The organism is Bacteroides sp. FSHCM14E1, from assembly GCF_019633785.1.
GTDB classification, from domain to species: domain Bacteria; phylum Bacteroidota; class Bacteroidia; order Bacteroidales; family Bacteroidaceae; genus Bacteroides; species Bacteroides hominis.
On sequence record NZ_JADKYL010000007.1, the window covers coordinates 138,237 to 156,690 of the forward strand.

9 protein-coding genes are annotated in these 18,454 nt (G+C 44.3%); 2 read left to right on the plus strand and 7 right to left on the minus strand.

The features are described from left to right. Positions 1–135 precede the first annotated feature (135 nt). Positions 136–783 (plus strand): HAD family hydrolase, encoded by a 648-nt coding sequence (locus ISX59_RS12700; protein WP_005775598.1) that lies wholly within the window; start codon positions 136–138, stop codon positions 781–783. A 75-nt stretch (positions 784–858) separates the two neighbouring features. On the opposite strand, the gene ISX59_RS12705 is transcribed toward ISX59_RS12700, so the two are convergent. The 6 genes from ISX59_RS12705 to ISX59_RS12730 form a co-directional block, all read right to left on the minus strand. Continuing rightward, on the minus strand, positions 859–2,415 hold the full coding sequence (locus ISX59_RS12705) for a sulfatase (RefSeq protein WP_175636826.1): 1,557 nt from the start codon (positions 2,413–2,415) through the stop codon (positions 859–861). A 20-nt stretch (positions 2,416–2,435) separates the two neighbouring features. Next, on the minus strand, positions 2,436–4,514 hold the full coding sequence (locus tag ISX59_RS12710) for a Sip1-related alpha-galactosidase (RefSeq protein ID WP_165016896.1): 2,079 nt from the start codon (positions 4,512–4,514) through the stop codon (positions 2,436–2,438). 8 nt (positions 4,515–4,522) lie between these two features. Further along, positions 4,523–5,905: an alpha-L-fucosidase gene (locus ISX59_RS12715; RefSeq protein ID WP_175636827.1), complete on the minus strand. Its 1,383-nt coding sequence runs from the start codon at positions 5,903–5,905 to the stop codon at positions 4,523–4,525. Positions 5,906–5,910: 5 nt separating this feature from the next. Next, entirely contained in the window at positions 5,911–7,356 is a 1,446-nt protein-coding gene (locus ISX59_RS12720) for a sulfatase (RefSeq protein ID WP_005810232.1), read from the minus strand. Positions 7,357–7,473: 117 nt separating this feature from the next. Next, entirely contained in the window at positions 7,474–9,456 is a 1,983-nt protein-coding gene (locus tag ISX59_RS12725) for a RagB/SusD family nutrient uptake outer membrane protein (RefSeq protein WP_175636828.1), read from the minus strand. A gap of 12 nt (positions 9,457–9,468) precedes the next feature. Then, positions 9,469–12,654 (minus strand): TonB-dependent receptor, encoded by a 3,186-nt coding sequence (locus tag ISX59_RS12730; RefSeq protein WP_175636829.1) that lies wholly within the window; start codon positions 12,652–12,654, stop codon positions 9,469–9,471. A gap of 184 nt (positions 12,655–12,838) precedes the next feature. Here ISX59_RS12730 and ISX59_RS12735 point away from each other — a divergent pair, with 184 nt between their 5' ends. Beyond that, positions 12,839–16,924 (plus strand): two-component regulator propeller domain-containing protein, encoded by a 4,086-nt coding sequence (locus tag ISX59_RS12735; protein WP_175636862.1) that lies wholly within the window; start codon positions 12,839–12,841, stop codon positions 16,922–16,924. A gap of 71 nt (positions 16,925–16,995) precedes the next feature. On the opposite strand, the gene ISX59_RS12740 is transcribed toward ISX59_RS12735, so the two are convergent. Continuing rightward, complete coding sequence (locus ISX59_RS12740) at positions 16,996–18,441, minus strand: MFS transporter (protein ID WP_175636830.1); 1,446 nt, start codon at positions 18,439–18,441, stop codon at positions 16,996–16,998. Positions 18,442–18,454: the final 13 nt, after the last annotated feature.

Below are 18,454 nucleotides of genomic sequence, written 5' to 3' on the forward strand. Positions count from 1 at the left end.
TCCCTCAAAATTCAATCCCTTTTTTGTCACTGTCGTCTTCCCGTTAACAATTATTATAAAGCTTGTCGGTGGGATGACAGTAAAGTTAGCGCTGGATTATCCGTATCTTTGTCGTAAACATAGAGATATAAAGAGATGAAAAAACTGATAATATTCGATTTGGATGGTACTTTATTGAATACCATCGCCGATCTGGCACATAGTACGAATCATGCTTTGCAAGTTTTGGGATACCCTACTCACGAAGTTGCTTCCTATAACTTTATGGTGGGCAACGGTATCAATAAGTTGTTTGAGCGTGCATTGCCCGAAGGAGAGAAGACGGAAGAGAATGTGCTCCGTGTCCGTAAAGAATTTCTTTTGCACTACGATCGGCATAATGCTGACGAGAGTCGTCCTTACCCGGGAATTCCGGAATTACTGGAAGCATTGCAGAATAAAGGTCACAAATTGGCCGTGGCTTCCAACAAATATCAGGCAGCCACCGAGAAACTGATTGCACATTATTTCCCCGGGATACGGTTCGTTGCCGTATTTGGCCAGCGTGAAGGTGTGAAGGTAAAGCCGGATCCCACTGTGGTATATGATATCCTGCAGATAGCCGATGTGCCGAAAGAAGAAGTATTGTATATCGGCGATTCGGGAGTAGATATGCAGACGGCTATCAATAGCGGGGTTACTTCCTGTGGAGTCACGTGGGGATTCCGCCCCCGTACGGAGCTTGAATCGTTCTGTCCTGATTTTATAGTGGATAAGGCGGAAGCTGTTTTGTCTATTGTTTAATAAGTAAAGAGGAAAACTGAAGGTTCTACGGGGCTTCAGTTTTCCTCTTTTATAAAGTTGCGTCTATTCGCGCGCTTATTTGATTTCGTCCGGCCAGGGGCATGGTTTTCCGGTGGCTTTGAACGATGGGCGTTGTCCGCCGACTTTACGCAGATAGTTACTCAGATCTTTTGACAGGTGTTTTACGATATCCGGATGCTGGGCTGCCAGATTATTCTTTTCACCTATATCTTGCGGAATGTTGAACAGCTCTTTCTTGCCGCTGTCATAATAATAAATCAACTTCCAGTCTCCTTTACGTACCGTACAAGTCGGGCCTATACCCGGACCGTCGTTACCCCAATGGTTCGGGAAGTTCCAGTACAGGCTGCGTCCTTTCGAAGGGTCGCCTGTCTGCTTTAATAGCGGGATAAAGCTGATACCATCAATCGGCTGAACAGTTTTGTAATGCTTCACTTGTGCCATCTCAAGAATGGAAGGATAGAAATCCTCGATAATCAGATACTTGTCACATTTGGTATCCGGTTTCACTACACCGGGCCAACGTACGATCATCGGTTCGCGCACACCGCCTTCGTAAGCAGAACCTTTGCCGCTGTTGAGTGGAGAGTTTTGCGTATGTAATTTGCCGTCACGCCATCCCGGTTCACTGGACAATCCTCCGTTGTCACTCATAAAGATGACGATGGTATTGTCTGCTTCTCCGTTTTTATCCAACCAGTCCATCAGGTCGCCTAAACTCTTGTCCATACCCTCAATCAGGGCGGCGTAAGCGGCTTCTTTAGGAGTCAGTCCTTTGTCGATGTACTTTTGGTAGAAACGTTTGTCTTTATCGATGGGAACATGAATGGCGTAGTGTGCCATGTAAAGGAAGAAAGGCTGATTGTACTCTTTGGCGTGGTTCAGTGCTTTTATAGCTTCCAGAGTCAGTGCTTCACTTACAAAAGTGTCTGTTCCCCAGTATTTATCCAGTCCCGGAACGGCAAACCAAGGATTCGGCTTTCCGTCCGTCCGGTTTCCGTAATTGTTTTCACCCAGATAACTGGCCAGTCCGCCTCCTGCATGTCCGGCAATGTTTACTTCAAATCCCATGTGATAAGGACTCTCTCCCGGAGTATTCACTGCTCCGAAGTGTGCTTTTCCGCAATGAATCGTGTGGTAGCCATTGTCCTTCAGAATTTCTGCCAACGAGGTCGCCTGGAAAGTATGGTCGATGTTGGGGGCCTGACAAACACCGTTAACGTTCCAGTCCGCTACGTTGAATACATCGCTCGGACGGTCTGTTTGCTGACCTTTGGGATAGGTCCAGTTTGTCACCCGGTGACGGGCGGCATTCGTTCCCGTAATCAGGCTGCAGCGGGTAGGCGAACTGATACTGCTGGCATAGGCCTGCGTGAACATTACGCCTTGTTTGGCAAGACGTTCCATGTTAGGGGTTTCGTACACTTCATTATAGTGCGTTTTTTGTGTCCAGAAAGGTAGCGAGGTATCCTGCCACCCCATGTCATCCACCATGAAAAGGATGATGTTGGGACGTGTGTCCGTGCGTCCGTCGGACTGTTGGCTCTGTGCTTGCAAAGCCGGGGCAGCCAATGGAGCCAGTGCGAGGGGAATGATTAGTTTCTTATTCATCGTGATATATATTTAGAGTATTACTTTTTGAGGGTTATTTCTCCGGGAGTTTTGATCCGGATACTTCTTAGTTCCTGTCCTCCGGAAGTCTCTGCCCATACTTTTAAGGTTCCGGGGCAAAGTACATTGAGGGTCAGTTGGTCCGGTGTGGAGGAGAGGATCTCTACGGTTGCGGGAGACAGATACTTCTCTTGTATGCCGATTACGGCCCAACCGTTGCGGATGGGGCATAAATGGAACAGCTCGTCTGTAAATCCTTCAAGTTTCACGGGATATGCCGAAGTCAGTTCGGTGGCTGTCCGGGCCTTCCAGTCGAACAGGAGTATCCGTCCGGAGGAGGTCATGTCCGGTTTTCCGGTAAGGGTTTCTCGTAACAGATAATCTTCTTTGGCAATTCCGGCTGTCACTTCCCGGTATTTGGAAGAAGTGTTCAGATTGTAGCAGATGATGCTTACTGCTTCATCTCCCGTGGGAGCAAATACCCGATATGCCTTTCCATCCTGTAACGGGTTGGTAAGGATTGATTCGGGAGTCGGTATGGCAGGTGCTGCCGGACGGAATATCTTTCCGTTGTTGTCAATCAGTGGGAAGATGTTTTCACTGACAAATTCTTTCGGTGAATCCGAAAGATAAACCGGTCCGCCGGAGATGGCTTTCGATCGTGCCATCAGGCTGCCGCAGATCGTGTCGCTGGAATGAAACATGTCATGATCCGGCCACACTGTCTGTCCTTGCAACAGGGTATTGGTGTACGATTGGAAAAGATGGGATTTAGCCATGTCTTCATCATACTTTTTGTAATCGATGCTGACGCGGGTTACTCCGCTATACAATGTATGGTCAGTATTGAGAGTGTTTTGTGCCATGCAGTTCATCAGCCCTACCTGTTGGTCGTGTGTCTGCCTTTCCAGTGCCAGATTGCATTCTTTAGCCTGCCGGACAACTTCTGTCCCACCCATATAGAGAGGTAAGGTGAACGCCTGATTGTCTATTTTGAGAAAATCGAATCCGTTGTTCTTTAGCGAACGTACGTAGTACCGGTAAAAATTATCGATGTTCCGGGGGCTTTTGCCGGGTAACAGGCTCCCGTTGAACGTGTAGAGGCTTTGCTTTATATCTGCCGGGAAGTCATTGTCGGAAGATATTCCTGCCCAGTATCCTGAAAGGGCGTACCATAATCCCATCCAGCGGATTCTGTCTTTGTTCTTGCGAGCCATGATTTTATTCCATCCGTTAGGGAAACGCTTCGGATCGGGAACAAAGCTCATCAGTTGGCGTTGTCTGTTGGCTATGTGCCCGTCATCGATCAGTACGTAGCGTACGGGAATGCCGGACGCTTCGATGGCATCGAGATCATTCAGTATTTTAGTTTCGTCAATATCGTAGTGATAATGTTCCCACGTACACCATCCGAGGTAATTCAGTGCTTCGAAATACTCTTTGTCCGTACGCTTTTGCAGTGCGGAAGTTTTATGGTCTGCTATCAGTGTTTCGTAAGCCTGACGGAGTACCTGATAAATGCTGCCGGCATTTTGAGTTAATGCTACCGGCACTTTACCCGAGAGGCGGTCGCATCCGAGTGTGGATACATAGAGGTTCAGGGAACCGTCTTTGTTTATCTGGAACCAACTGAGACTATTATCTCCGGACAGAGCTTTTACGAAGAGGTAATTGCCATCGGCCAGTTGTAGTAACAATGCGTCTCCCAAAGTGGAAGGACGTGCATTTGAAGGAATACCGGGGTAGTTTTCCTGTGTAAGGTCTTTCAACCGACCGAACATCCAGGGCAAGAGCCGGTTGGTGTTATTAGGCCACTCGAAGTCGCCGGGACGGGAGTCTCTGCTGAAAAATGCACCTCGTACATAAGCAGGCAGCTGAATGTTGTAGCAAAGAGTAGATTGATTGTCGGGAACTGTTTCTGTGTACATGATCGGCGCAGATGTCCCGTCAATCCGGAGAGGTTCCGGAATCTGACAGGCATTTACATCTTTGAACGATTTACCTTTTTCATAGATAAACGTGCTTTGTGCGAGTATGGTCGTTCCGGAGAAGACCATACCCGCTAAAGCAAGCAAACTCATGATGAAATGTTTCTTCATTCTTGTGGTTAATTTACGGAGAAAGCACTGAAGTTTGTAATGTCGGGCAGGGCAATGGATTGCAGCACTGTCAGCCGTAATGCCGTTGCTTCAATGGAATCGAATTTCTCGATCCGCTTGTGCCCTACGGATTCTCCGGTACATACGGTTTTCCATTTCCCGTCTACTTTAGCTTCGATTTTATATTGGCGGATGCGTTCTCCGTTTTTTATGTTTTCCTGAATAATGCAGTAATTGACCGGTTGCTTGGATTTCAGGTTCAGAGTCAGGCTCTTCTTTTGTCCTGAAGTCTGTGCCAGAGGTGAAGTAAAACGGCGGTTGATTTCTTCACCCCACTCTTTGAGGCGTTGTTCGTCACCTGCGGGAATCAGGCCGGTCGGATCGGGAGTCAGTCCGACAATCAGGGTTGCATTACGTCCGACGGACTTCTCGTACATATTCATCAACACATCCAGCGAATAAATGTTATTTTCGTCATCCGGTTCCCAGAACCATTCATGACGTCCGTTAGCTCCTCGCAGGGGAGTATCGGCCATGGCGGGTACCCAATATTTTCCGTCTTTGTCACCATGCTTCAGCAACTCAAGTTGGTTGACATTGCTTTCTATCCTTTTGTGATGTGAGCAGGGAGCCGGGAAGGTAGACCAACAAGGATATCCCACTGTCCCCGATTCAGAACCTCCCCAACGAAAGTCGGCACGGTCTATGTTATGGTAGAAGAGGCAATTGGGCTGATATTTATTGACTATCGGCTCTACATCCGGACCGTCTCCCCGGGGATCATCTGCTCCACCGTCAAACCAGATCATATAAAGGTCACCGTATCGGGTGCAAAGTTCTGTCACCATCTTTTCGCACAAGCGTTTGTACCAGGCCTGGCGGTTATGGGCGAATTCACCTTCTCCTTCGGCTTTAAAGTTATGAATACCCAGCAGAGAGTTCCAACGGATACCGATATAAATTCCGGGTTGTAATCCATATTTGCGGCAGGAGTTTACGAAATCACGGACAATGTCTCCTTTTCCGTCTCTCCATTTCACAGCTTTGAGGCAATATGGGTTTACGTCACTTTGCCATAGCCCGAAACCGGTTTCGTGGGTTGCGGTAAGTACGGCAAATTTGCATCCGGCGGCTTTGGCTGCTTGTACCCACTGGTCAGTGTTCAATTCGGTCGGATTAAAGATGTTGTAGTCTTCTATCGGGTTGATACGGTTGTTGCCTTGTCCATAACGTATTCCGTCGAATACATGAAGGTCATAGTGGAACACAGCTCCCATTTCAGCCTCGTGCCATTTCATTTGAAGAGGTTTGGGCACGGGAATGTTACTTTGTTGAGCCACACAATAGGTAGAAAAAAAGAGTAAGAGTAGGGTGTAATTAAGTTTGTTCATGGTGGTTAAGGGGTTATATAATTTGCAAATGGATCATTGGTTTGGGTAAGCCATGCTTGCAACTGCCGGCTGAATTTCCGTATCAGTTCGGGTTGTTGGTTGGCTATGTTGTCCATTTCATACGGATCGTTGTTACGGTCGAAAAGGATCACTTTATCGATTTTACCATCGGTGGCATGAACCACGTAAGTATATCGGTCGGTACGTAGCCCGCGGTAGCCGGTTGCGTGATTGTCATATTTCACGAAGTAGTAAGGCTGAACAATCTCTTTCGGTTCTCCGGTTATTATTGCGTTGCCCAAATCAAATGTCTGTACGGTAGAGGGTATTTCCTTTTGAAATCCCATCATAGAAAGTAGAGAAGGGTATAGGTCGGCAAAGGCAATCATCAGTTTATCATCCCGGCGGGGTTTGATTTGATCCGGCCAGGAGATGATCATCGGAATGCGCATTGATTCTTCGTAGAAAATATCTTTTCCGGCATTTTCGTGAGCACCCATGCAGATGCCATGGTCGGAAGTGAAGACCACGATGGTATTATCGAACAGATGATTTTGTTTCAATGCTTCGATAATGCGTCCTACATTTTCGTCTACCCCTGTGATGCAGGCATAGTAATTGCGGATGTTGTTACGGAAGTAGTCTCCCATTTCCGTGCCTTTTGCCGGAATATCCGGACGGTCTTTGCAGAGAGCTTCTACATCCAGATTTTTGTATATCTCTTTGTATCGGTCCGGTACCAGTTCGTATCCCGTGTGGGGCGGATTCATTGATACAACCAGTGCAAACGGCTGTTTCTTGTTCTTTTGTTCGTTGATGTACTCGATGGCTTTATCTGCTTCATATTCCGGTCCCCATTGGTTGACGTAGTAGAAGCTGTCCCGTGGGGCAGTTGTATTCCAGTACATGGGTTTAAGGTGATAGTCGTACGTTCCGTATGCTATCCAATGTTCAAAACCGTGGCGACGTTCGGGCGGACACCATTCATTCCATGCCACTTTTCCGCGGTTGTTGTAAGTATCTACGTAGGGTTTGTAAGGGGCGTCCAGGTGCCACTTTCCGATATATCCGGTGTTGTATCCCTGATCTTTAAGTACATCACTCCAGCACCGGGCGTCTTGTGGGAGTTCCACTCCGTACGGGGCTGTGGCAGAATTACAGTTACCGGTTACCTTGCTGGAGATGGGGTACATACCGGTCATCAACATTCCTCTCGCAGGCGATGACACCGGATAGCTACTGACAGCATTGGTGAAATTGATACCTTCGGCAGCAAGTTGGTCTAAACTGGGGGTTTGTACAGGCTCTTTGCCTATGCATCCCATTGCGTCTCCTCGATATTGATCGGCCATAATGAAGACCAGATTGGGGGGAGTTTGCTTTTCCTGTGCCTGTAGTCCTGTGGCCAAGATAGGCAAGGTAAGCAGTGTTTGAGGGATAATCTTTTTCATAATGCTGTAAAGTTACATCTTTTCTATAAAAATACAATTTTTGGTGAAAGAAACAAGACCTCCCCGCACTTTTTTGAGGAGGTCCTGTTGGTTATCGGATATCTAATCTACTGAAAACTAATCTCCATCGGGGAGACTGCTGGTTTCTATCTTCCATCCCGGATTTTGATAAATTGTGGAGGTGGTATAGTCTGTAGACCCTTCTTCTGCTGTTGTCAGACGGAAGTGGTCGAAGGCTATCGGATTCAGGTATTTATTCTGGTTCCAGTTATAGCCGTTATAGGCTATGTTATTTGTATTAATCCGGTAAGGACGCAGGTACTGGCTTTCTGATTTTGCTGACACATTGGCATTGGCGTTCCCTGATTCTATCAGGTTAATAACAGAGAGAGTGACGTCTGCTGTTGGTGCCGGATTGGGAGTTGTGTAGCGTTGATAGTTTTCGCTCCACAAATCGAATCCTTCAACATGATAATTTTGCATCATATCCAGTGAGCGCCAGCGTTTCAGATCGTTCAGACGAAGCCCTTCGGCTGCAAACTCAATACGGCGTTCCCGACGGATGTTATACAAAGTGTTTGATACAAACTCTGAACCGGAATAGCGGGCAAAATCCAGTTCCTTACTCAAATCTGTCGCATTGATTGTTTTCTGATAATCGGTATCCATTCCTGCGCGGCTGCGGAGGGCTTTCCAGTATTTATCACTGTTGGCATCGAGTGAGTTATTCAGTTCATAATCTGCTTCCATATAATTCAGGTATGCTTCTGCAGCCCGGAATACAACGCATGCTGTAGTTGAAGGCAGAGTCGGACCTTGTGCAGCATCTGTTGTCAGTCCTTTTTTTACAGAATAGCCGGTAGGACATTTGTTTTCATTCTGTCCAAGTACAATTGGTGCACGGTAATAATAGCCATATCCTTTGACCAGATATTCGATATTGCTGCCTCCTTCTGATAATAGATCACCAGGTAATAAAGTATTGTATGTCAGACGTGGGTCACGGTCGGTTGCAACTGCTTCATAAGATTTATCTCCTTGATAACCGGAATTGCCGGCATAAATAGGTAATCCGTTTTCCATCAGGTAAGTTTGCATCATACTGCGTGTCCATCCGGTGTTACCTCCTCCATTACGCTGAATATATCCTACTACGAAGTGATTCACAGAAGGAGTCAGGCTGGCATCATAAGCTCTCCACAGTAATACTTCCGAAGCATTGCTTAATGATTGGCTGTTGAATAGTGACGGATAATCATTGAACAACGGATACTTATCTGCAACAATTTGGGCGGCTTCTTTTGCCTCTGTCAAGAAGAATTTGATTTCAGAATCGATGTCAATCGTGAAATCCTTCAGATAATCCTTTTCTGCTCCTGGCCATCCCGGGCCTCCCGGAACGCGGGCAGTTCCTTTATGATACTTTTCCCAAGTGCCTTCGAAGAGAGCTACACGGCTTTTCAATAAAGCAGCACAATCTTTGTTTAGACGGTTACTCATAGGAGCAGTTGTTTTCATGTAATAGTAAGCAGAATCCAGATCTTGTAAAATGAAGCGTGCCACTTCATTACGCGGGCGACGTTTACTTGCTTCCCTGACCGTTTCATAGTCTTCCGAAATCCATTGTTTTAGGATAGGGAAGTCTCCGAGAGCAACTAACTTGGTGTAATAAATGTAAGCACGGAAGAAATACATCTCTCCCAGATAATGCATGTTATTAGCTTCCGTTCCACTTAGTTCGCCAGCTTCCAGGCGAGGGCGTACTTTGTTGATGAAGTAATTTACATTTCGAATTTTACCGAAATCCCAGGCGCCACCACTTTGAGCTACACGAGTTTCTCCTTTTACAAACGAACTGTTGGGGTTACTTGCAGCTTGGTTATCACTGTTGTTATCAGTAGCAAATACTCCCATACTGTATTGTCCCGGAGTGTGGGATGGAAGTTGGTCATACAAATTAGCCGAATAAGCCGCCAAATCACTTTCTGCCAACAGATATTTGTCGGTAGGTACGGCATCCAATGGCTCTTTATCGAGAAAATCATTGCAAGAGCATAAAACACTTGCTAAACTAAAAATATATAATAGATTCTTTTTCATTATACTTGCTTTTTAAAGAGTTATATTTAAACCAAATGAAATAGTCTTTGACAATGGGTAGGTCTTTCCGTTACTGAATCCGTTACCGGCAGTTGCTTCAGGGTCGAACATATCGGCGATACCACTAATTGTAAATAAGTTCTCACCGCTGACATAAACACGGAGCTTTTCAATTTTTGCTTTATTCATCCAGGCTTTGGGGAATGTATATCCGATTTGCAGATTTTTCATACGCATATAAGCACCGTTCTGCAAATAGCGTGTTTGAGTCTGCTTGTTTTTGTTTCCTTTATCACCCAGATATGCTTTGGGATAGTATGAATCGACATTTGCTCCGAATATAGAAGTTGTGTTTTCAGGACGGAAATAATCGAGATGTTCGTCGAAACCTACAGATTGCCACTCGCCACCGTCTGCTCCCCAGAACATCGGACCGCTCAACCAAAGATCACGTTTCATGACACCTTGGAAGAACATCTGGACATCAAAGCCTTTCCAGTCAGCTCCTAAGCTCAATCCGAAACGAAAGCGGGGAGTACTGTTCCCGATTTTCTTTAAATCACCATGATCTGTTGCTGTACTATTTCCTTTGTCTACTACGCCATCGCCATTGAGGTCCCGGTACATAATATCACCTGCTCCCCAGGCAGAACCTATCTTACTTTGGTCATTGTTAGCCAACCATTCCGTCATTTGAGCATCTGTATGGGCAATACCTTCGGTTTCGTATCCCCATATCTCTCCGATAGTCATTCCATTGTAATAAAGGGCGTTGCCGTTTGCATCCCACAGAGCTTTAGAAGCGTTAGGATATGAAATGACTTTGGCACGGTTGTCAGAAAGATTGAATCCTACATTATAGTTTACTTTTCCGATATTATCTCTCCAGTTAGCCTGTAGTTCCCATCCCTTATTTTTTAATTCAGCATTGTTGGTGTTGGGTAGTGAAGTTCCTAAAATAGCACCTACTTCGGCTGCCGGTCCTACCATATCTTTGGTTCTGCGGATGAAGTATTCAAAAGTCATGTTCAGACGATTGTTGAACATGCCGAGATCGATACCGAAATTGGTATTATAGATTTTCTCCCATGTAAGTGTGCTACTGACCATTCCGGGAACTCCGGCTGTTGTTGGTCTGCTGCCGTCCATTAACCAGTTGCCACCGTTGGCTGTTACACTTTGTGTCAGATAGAACGGATAGTAAGAGTCTGTGTTCTGGTTACCTAACATACCCCATGAAACACGAGGTTTCAGTGTGCCAATAATATCGTTGATTGGTTCAAAGAATGATTCACGGGCTACATTCCATCCTAAAGAGAAAGAAGGAAATACGTTCCAGCGCTGATCTCTCAAGAAGCGGGAAGAACCGTCGTAACGAACATTTACTTCAGCCATATAACGGTCTTTATAAGCATAGTTGAGGCGTCCGAAGAATCCGGCTGTGGACCAGTCATTGTATTTGGAACTATTAATCTTGTCTTCTCCTGTCGCTGCACTGATTTCCGGAACAAGACTGCTGATTACATCAGGACGCTGGGCTGCGAGTTCGCGATAAATATATTCTTCGGTATTCATTCCGACCAATGCCTTGAAGTAATGGTCTTTTATTTGCAATGTGTAATCAGTATATACACTCGTTGTGTAAAAATTGCTATTTTGGTAGGCTGAGCGTGCAAAAGAGGATCCTGGAGAATAACTGCCGCTGAAAGCCAATGCCAACGGGTTACCGTTTACATCGTGCTCGTAGATGGGGTTTAGGTTTGTTTGTTTATTTTGGTTGATAACCCGCATTCCTGCTTCTGCATAGATATTCCAACCTTTCATAGGGTGAATCACCAATTGTCCCTGAAGGTAAATATTGTCATTGTGTGTTTTGGCACGTCCGCCGTCAGTCAATTGGCTGAGTTTACCATTCCTCATATAATAGCCGTTCGGGTCTTTAAAAGGCATCATAGGCCACATGCGGGCAATATCATGATAAAGGAGTCCACCTTCTTCAAGGTAAATAGGATTGTCAAGATCAAAACGAACGAATTTGGTGTTTATGTTGAAGTCTACGTATTTATTAATTTGCGCATTTACTTTTGCTGTTGCATTATAGCGTTTGTAATTATCGTTACCGTAACGGAGGTTACCGTCCTGATTCAGGTAACTGCCCGAAACGTAGTATTGCAATTTTTCTGTACCTCCGTTCAGGCTGATATTGTGTTCATTTGACCAGGCCCATTGAAAATGCTTTTTCCACCAGTTTACGTTATCATTGGCTTTCTCGTGGAAATGCCAATTGTTGCCGTTAGCTATGGTAGTTGTTGTAATTTCACCTACCATATACTTCTGGATACGGTCTATGGTCTCTTCATCAAATATTGCACTACCACCTTGGTTGATAGATGCTTCATTGAAATAATTGGCAAAGCGATACGAATCGATTTGGTTAGGAAGATTAGTTGGTCCGGAATAGCGGAAACTGTTGTTGTAGTTTACCTGCATTTTACCCGCTTTACCCTTTTTAGTGGTGATCAGGATAACACCGAATGCGGCACGTGATCCATAAATGGAAGAAGAAGCGGCATCTTTTAGTACAGAGATGTTTTCAATGTCTTCCGGATTCAGATTGTTCATGTTACCTTCCATTCCGTCGATCAAGATAAGTGGTGAGGCACTTGATCCTTTACCAATGGTACCTGTTCCACGGATGTTTACGTTCATTGTTTGTCCCAACTGTCCTCCTAAATCAGGGGTGGACAGGTTTAATCCCGGAACTACTCCTTGCAGGGCTTGTCCCACCTGTGATACCGGGCGTGAAGCCAGTGCTTTGGTATCTACACTGGCAACGGCTCCGGTTAAGTTTACTTTCTTTTGGGTACCAAAACCGACTACCACTACTTCATCAAGTGTTTTTGAATCCTCACTTAATTCAATCCTGAAAGATGTTTGGGCACCATTGAGGGAAATTGACTGAGTTACGTATCCTATATAAGACACGTTTAATACACTTCCTTTTGCAACATTTTTTAGGGCGAACTCACCATCCAGATTTGTGACGGTTCCGTTGTTTGTCCCTTTTACTTGAACAGTGGCACCGATGATTGGCTCATTGAGCTTTTTGTCAATCACAGTACCCGTAATGTTGAATTGCTGTGCATGCAATGAAGTGATGCCGAGCAGCAACATGAATAAGATTGAAATTTTTTTCATTCGTTTCTTATTTAAAGTTATACATAAGGTTTAATTACATGGCAAATTTACTGGGATTGGCAGATTGCGGAGGGACACGCTTGTATCATTCAGCATACACGTTTAATTCAATGGCGTGTTTTTTTCAAATCTCTTTTGTATGTTTAGTCTTTATTTTGTTTATTTGCAGTAAATTGATATTATGATGAAGCAGCTAAATCTCTTTTTACTGATTCTGTTTGTATGTAGTTACCCGATTGTTTCCGGTTATGCTTTTTTTGATAAAGATATTCGTCTGCTAACTATGCAAGATGGATTGGCAGATAATACCATCTCCTCAATTTATAAAGATAGGGATGGGTTTATGTGGTTTGGGACTAATAATGGTTTGAGCCGTTATGACGGTAAGTCAATAAAGAATTTCTCTCCTTCACAGGCATATATGCATGTGAAGGAGATCGTAGAAATGTCCGATCAATATTTAGGAGTCATTGCCGGAAATATTTTATATTGTTTTAACCGGACAACAGAGACATTTATACCGGTTGTTCATGCAACAGATCATAGTCGTATATGTATCCCTCACATCATGCCTGCAGAAAACAACTCTTTTTGGGCGTTTTCAGGGCATACATTATATTTATATACAAAGAAAGAGGTCAAGAATGAGAAGGGAGAGGTTGTTCTGATAAAATTAGAATGTGAGAAACAGTATAAAGACCTGATTGATTCTACTGATAGTTTTTACGCAATGTGTTATGCTGACAGTCAGAAAACCTTATGTCTAATTACGGGACGGGGAACTTTAATTTTGTTTCGCCCTGAATCTTTGGAGCAGTCTAAAAAGGTGTCTTTATGGGGAAATAAAGTTTGGGATGTAACCTCTGTATTATATGATAAAGGAATCGTCTGGATTTCTACTGTCGGGCAGGGCATTTTACGTTATCATGTTGCTTCCGGGCATGCAGACAGAATTACCTATCAGGAAAATAATAAAGAAAACAGTCTTTCACATACTGATGTTTTTCGGGTTGTCCCTATTAAAAACGATCGTTATTTAGCTGTAACTTGGAGTGGGTATACTTTATTATTACAAGATAAAGATAACCCGGAAAAGATGACTACTGAAATATACAATAATACAGCTTCGCAACTTCACCGGAGTTTGGAGACGAGAATGATATCAGCCTATTATGATCCCAATGGCATTGTCTGGATAGGTACGAATGGAGGGGGAGTGATGTATTCTGATTTGAGGTCACAGTTTTATAACCAGTTTCATCAGGAGAGGCATAATGAAGTTTGTGGTATTGTCATGGATGGCAGGAAATATGTCTGGATGGCTACTTTCCATCAAGGTATTATGAAAAGTGAGCAACCTTTTCAACTGGGACGACGAATGAGTTTCATTACTGTCGGCACTCCTGAAGTCCGGAAAAAAAATACTGTCCTTTGTGCCATGAAAGACAATAGGGGTTCGCTCTGGTTTGGAAACAGTGATGGGACATTGACTCTTTATGATGGAGCGACCGGGCAGTTTCGGCTGCGATCTTTACAAGACAAGGGAAGAGTTAATGTAGCCGCAGTATGGGCATTGTATATGGATGCTGACCGATGTTTATGGATAGGTACCAATAATGGAGTATGGAAGCTGAACACTAAATCCGGGGTCTCCCAGAAAATCTCAATTGAGAAGGCCTTTAAGGATTCTACCAAGGTTCACGTGCGGGCTATTGTCGGAACGAAGGATGGAGCAATCTGGTTGGGCACAAGTAATATAGGAGTCTGTAAACTGAAGCTCGATTCCGAAGGTGAGATGAGCATAAAAATAGGCTATGAAAAGGTTGCGAATATTAAAAATAGTTCAGTCCGTTCTTTGCTGGTTTCTTCCGATGGCAATGTATATGTGGGCTATATGGATGGTTTTGCCATTCTTTCCCCAAAAACAGATGCGATACGAGAATACTATACGACCCGGGACGGGTTGTGTAGTAATTTCATCGGATGCCTGGTCGAAGACCACCGAGGGCATATTTGGCTGGGAAGTAATTCGGGCGTTTCTCGTTACAGTCGGCATCAACATCTTTTCTATAATTATTATATCAGTGGTAGTAACCGCTCTGCGTTGCTCGCCGATAAAACGTTATTTTTCGGCAATAATAAATCACTTACCTATTTTAATCCGGATAATGTAGATGTGCGTCTTGCTGGAGATAAAGTTTTTATTACAGAACTTGAAGTAGATAACCGTTCTGTTGGGATTGGTGATAAAATCAACGAGCAGACAGTGTTGAAAGAAGGTATTTCATATACAGGTTCGGTTACTTTAAACAATGAGAATCGTGATTTCGCTTTGACTTTCAATAATCTTTCTTATGCTGAAGAGCAGCAGAAATATAACTATCGCTTATTGCCTTATCAGACGCAATGGTTGGTTTCTAACGATGGAGAGAAAGCGGCTTATACAAATTTGCCAGAGGGAGATTATACATTTGAGGTGAAAAGTATCTATCCTGACGGAAGGAATGGAAAGGTGACTTTGCTCCAGATACATATTTTGCCACATTGGAGTCGTACATTGCCTTTCCGATTATTAATTCTCTTATTATTAGTTGGAATAGTGGCTTATTTGATCCGTTTGGTTAAACTTCGTCAGAGGCGCATGGAACATGAGATGCGAATGGAGCATGAACTATTGACGGTAAATCTGGAGCGTGAAAAGGAGCGGCAGATCAGGATGGAGCGCGAGAACTTTTTTACAAGTGCCGCACATGAATTGCGTACTCCATTGACTTTGATTCTCTCACCTCTACAAGAGCTGTTGCAGTATATTAAAGCCTCCGATCCGTTATATAGCAAACTATATACCATGTATAAAAACGGAGCTTCCCTGCATACGCTGGTCGATCAATTACTCTATGTACAGAAAATAGAAGCCGGAATGGTGAAACTCCGTTTATCAGAGGCGGATATTGTAGGATTAGTAAAGGAGGTGGCTGAGTCATTCCGCCAAATGGCAGGAGTGAATGGGGTTACGTTCAATGTACACCTCCCAGATGATCCTGTTTATCTCTGGATTGATACGGAGAAAATAACTTCATCAGTCAGTAACCTGTTATCCAATGCTTTTAAATATACTTCGCCAAACGGAGAAGTTTTGCTTTCTCTGACCCGCATGGAGCGGGATGGAAAGGGTTTTTGCCGGATAACAGTATCAGATACGGGAGCGGGAATTCCGGATGAATTGCAAAAACGTATTTTTGATTCTTTCATCACCGGCGATAATTCACCGGCTTTTTCGACCAAAGTCGGTATTGGATTGCGGATTGTGAAAAATACGATGGATCTGCATCATGGACAAGTCACTCTTGATAGTGAACCTGGGAAAGGTTCTACGTTTGTTCTATTGATACCGGAAGGTAAATCTCATTTTATCGGTGACTTATACGAAGTGGTGGATTATCATAAACATGAAATGGAGCCGCAATTTCAACCCTTGTCCGTACAGGAAAACACTGAAGGGGAGGTTCCGGTCACTAAAAAAACGCTTCTGATTATTGAAGACAATGTAGATGTACGTCAGTATATCCGTTCCTTGTTTGTAGCAAAATACACGGTACTTGAGGCTGCCGATGGTGAAGAAGGTATTCAAGTTGCCACAAAAGAAATTCCCGATTTAATTATTTCGGACGTGATGATGCCAGTCAAAGACGGATTTGCTTGTTGCCGGGAGATACGCGAACGACAAGAGACAGCCCATATTCCTATCCTGATGTTGACAGCCAGGGCAGAAGATGCAGATGTACTGCAAGGTTCTCGTAGCGGGGCGGACGACTATATGATGAAGCCTTTCAATCCGGAAGTGTTGAAAGCGAAAGTGGAGAATCTGATTCTTCAACGCGAACGCTTGAAACGGATTTATACCAAAGCTTTGATGTTGAAGCAGGAGCCGGCTGAAGATGAAGAGGCAGATGACGTATTTATGCAGAAACTTATTAATGTGATTGAGAAGAATCTGTCTGATGATAATTTTAATGTCAAGATGCTGGCCGAGCAACTTCACATGAGCCAGCCCACTTTGTACCGGAAGGTAAAGCAGCGTAGTGAGTTATCTGTAGTCGATATGATTCGAAGTATACGGGTAAGTAAAGCTGCTTCATTGATTATGGAAAATCGTTATTCCATTCAGGAAATCTCCGAAATGGTAGGATTCAGCGATGCCCGGACGTTGAGAAAGCACTTTACGGAACAGTTTGGTGTACCTCCTTCAAAATACATGGAAAGTAAATAAAGAGTTAATTCTTCGTTCCTGAACAGGGGGTGAAGAATTAACTCTTTATTTCAGTCTGCTATGTGCTTGTTTTAATCCAATATGATGGGTTTATACTTGGGAACCAATGCCTTCATCACAATCCATCCAACGAGGTAGGCTACCGAACAGATGCAGAAAATTATAAAGTACCCGGCCGGTTTACCGATGAAGCCCATAAATACCATTTGGGTTATATCTGCATGTACAAACAGCTTACCGGCTGAATACTGGAGAATCATCGAACCCACTCCACCTGCCATGCCGCCGATACCGGTAATGCTGGCGATAGCGCTTTTGGGGAACATATCACCTACAGTAGAAAATATATTGGCGGACCAGGATTGATGGGCAGCACCTCCGATACCGATCATGATAACCGGAAGCCAGGGGGAGATGGTTCCCAGTGGTTGGGCGAGTAGTACCAACAGAGGGAAGAAGGCGAAAATCAGCATAGCTCTCATGCGGGCTGCATACGGGTTTAGTCCCGTTTTATTAATGATAATCGTGGGAATCTTTCCACCATAGATGGACAGCATTGTAATTGCGTAAAGAGTGAAAATCAGTGCCCGACCCAATCCTTCGGAGGTTTTTATATCAAATTGAGTGCTCAGGTAGGAGGGTGTCCAGAAGAGGAAAAACCACCATACTCCATCCGTCATGAACTTGCCGAATGCAAAAGCCCAGGTTTGTTTATACATAAAACATTGCCGGAAAGTCATGCCTTTCTTTTCCTTATCTTCTTTTGCGGGTATTGTTCCGTTCTCCTGTTTGTCTTGTTCGATATATTCGAGTTCTGTTTTGTTTACGAATTTGCTTTTAGAAGGAGCTGTATACATGAATACCCAGAACCCCATCCATATGAAACCGAGGGCACCGATGATAACAAACGCCATTTCCCATCCCCAGGCTTTGGCCAGTAATGGAATGCTTAAAGGAGCAATCAGAGCGCCGATAGAGGCACCGGCATTGAAAATGGAAGTGGCATACGCCCGATCCTTTTTCGGGAAATATTCGGCCGTTACTTTAATGGCAGCCGGAAAGTTACCCGCCTCACCAAGTGCCAGGATGCAGCGTGCAACCAGAAAACAATACATGCTTATAGTGGCGAGTATTACCACTACATCGCCTGTGGCCGCTATCAGTTCGGCTGCACTATGCATACCTACATACTCTTCGGTCACAACTCCACAAAATGCATGCATGCAGGCACCTACCGACCATACACCGATAGCCCAGAGATAGCCTTTCTTAGTACCCATCCAGTCGATAAACCGACCGGCAAAAAGCATACAAATGGCATATACAATGGAAAACACAGAAGTTATAATGCCGTAATGTGATTCGTCCCAATGAAACTCGGGCTTGATAAATTCATCCCAGGTCAACGATAGCACCTGGCGGTCGAGGTAGTTTATTGTTGTCGCGAAAAATAACATGGCGCAAATTGTCCATCTGTAGTTTGTCATTTTCCCCACAGTGTTTTGGAGTGTATTCATACTATTTGATTTA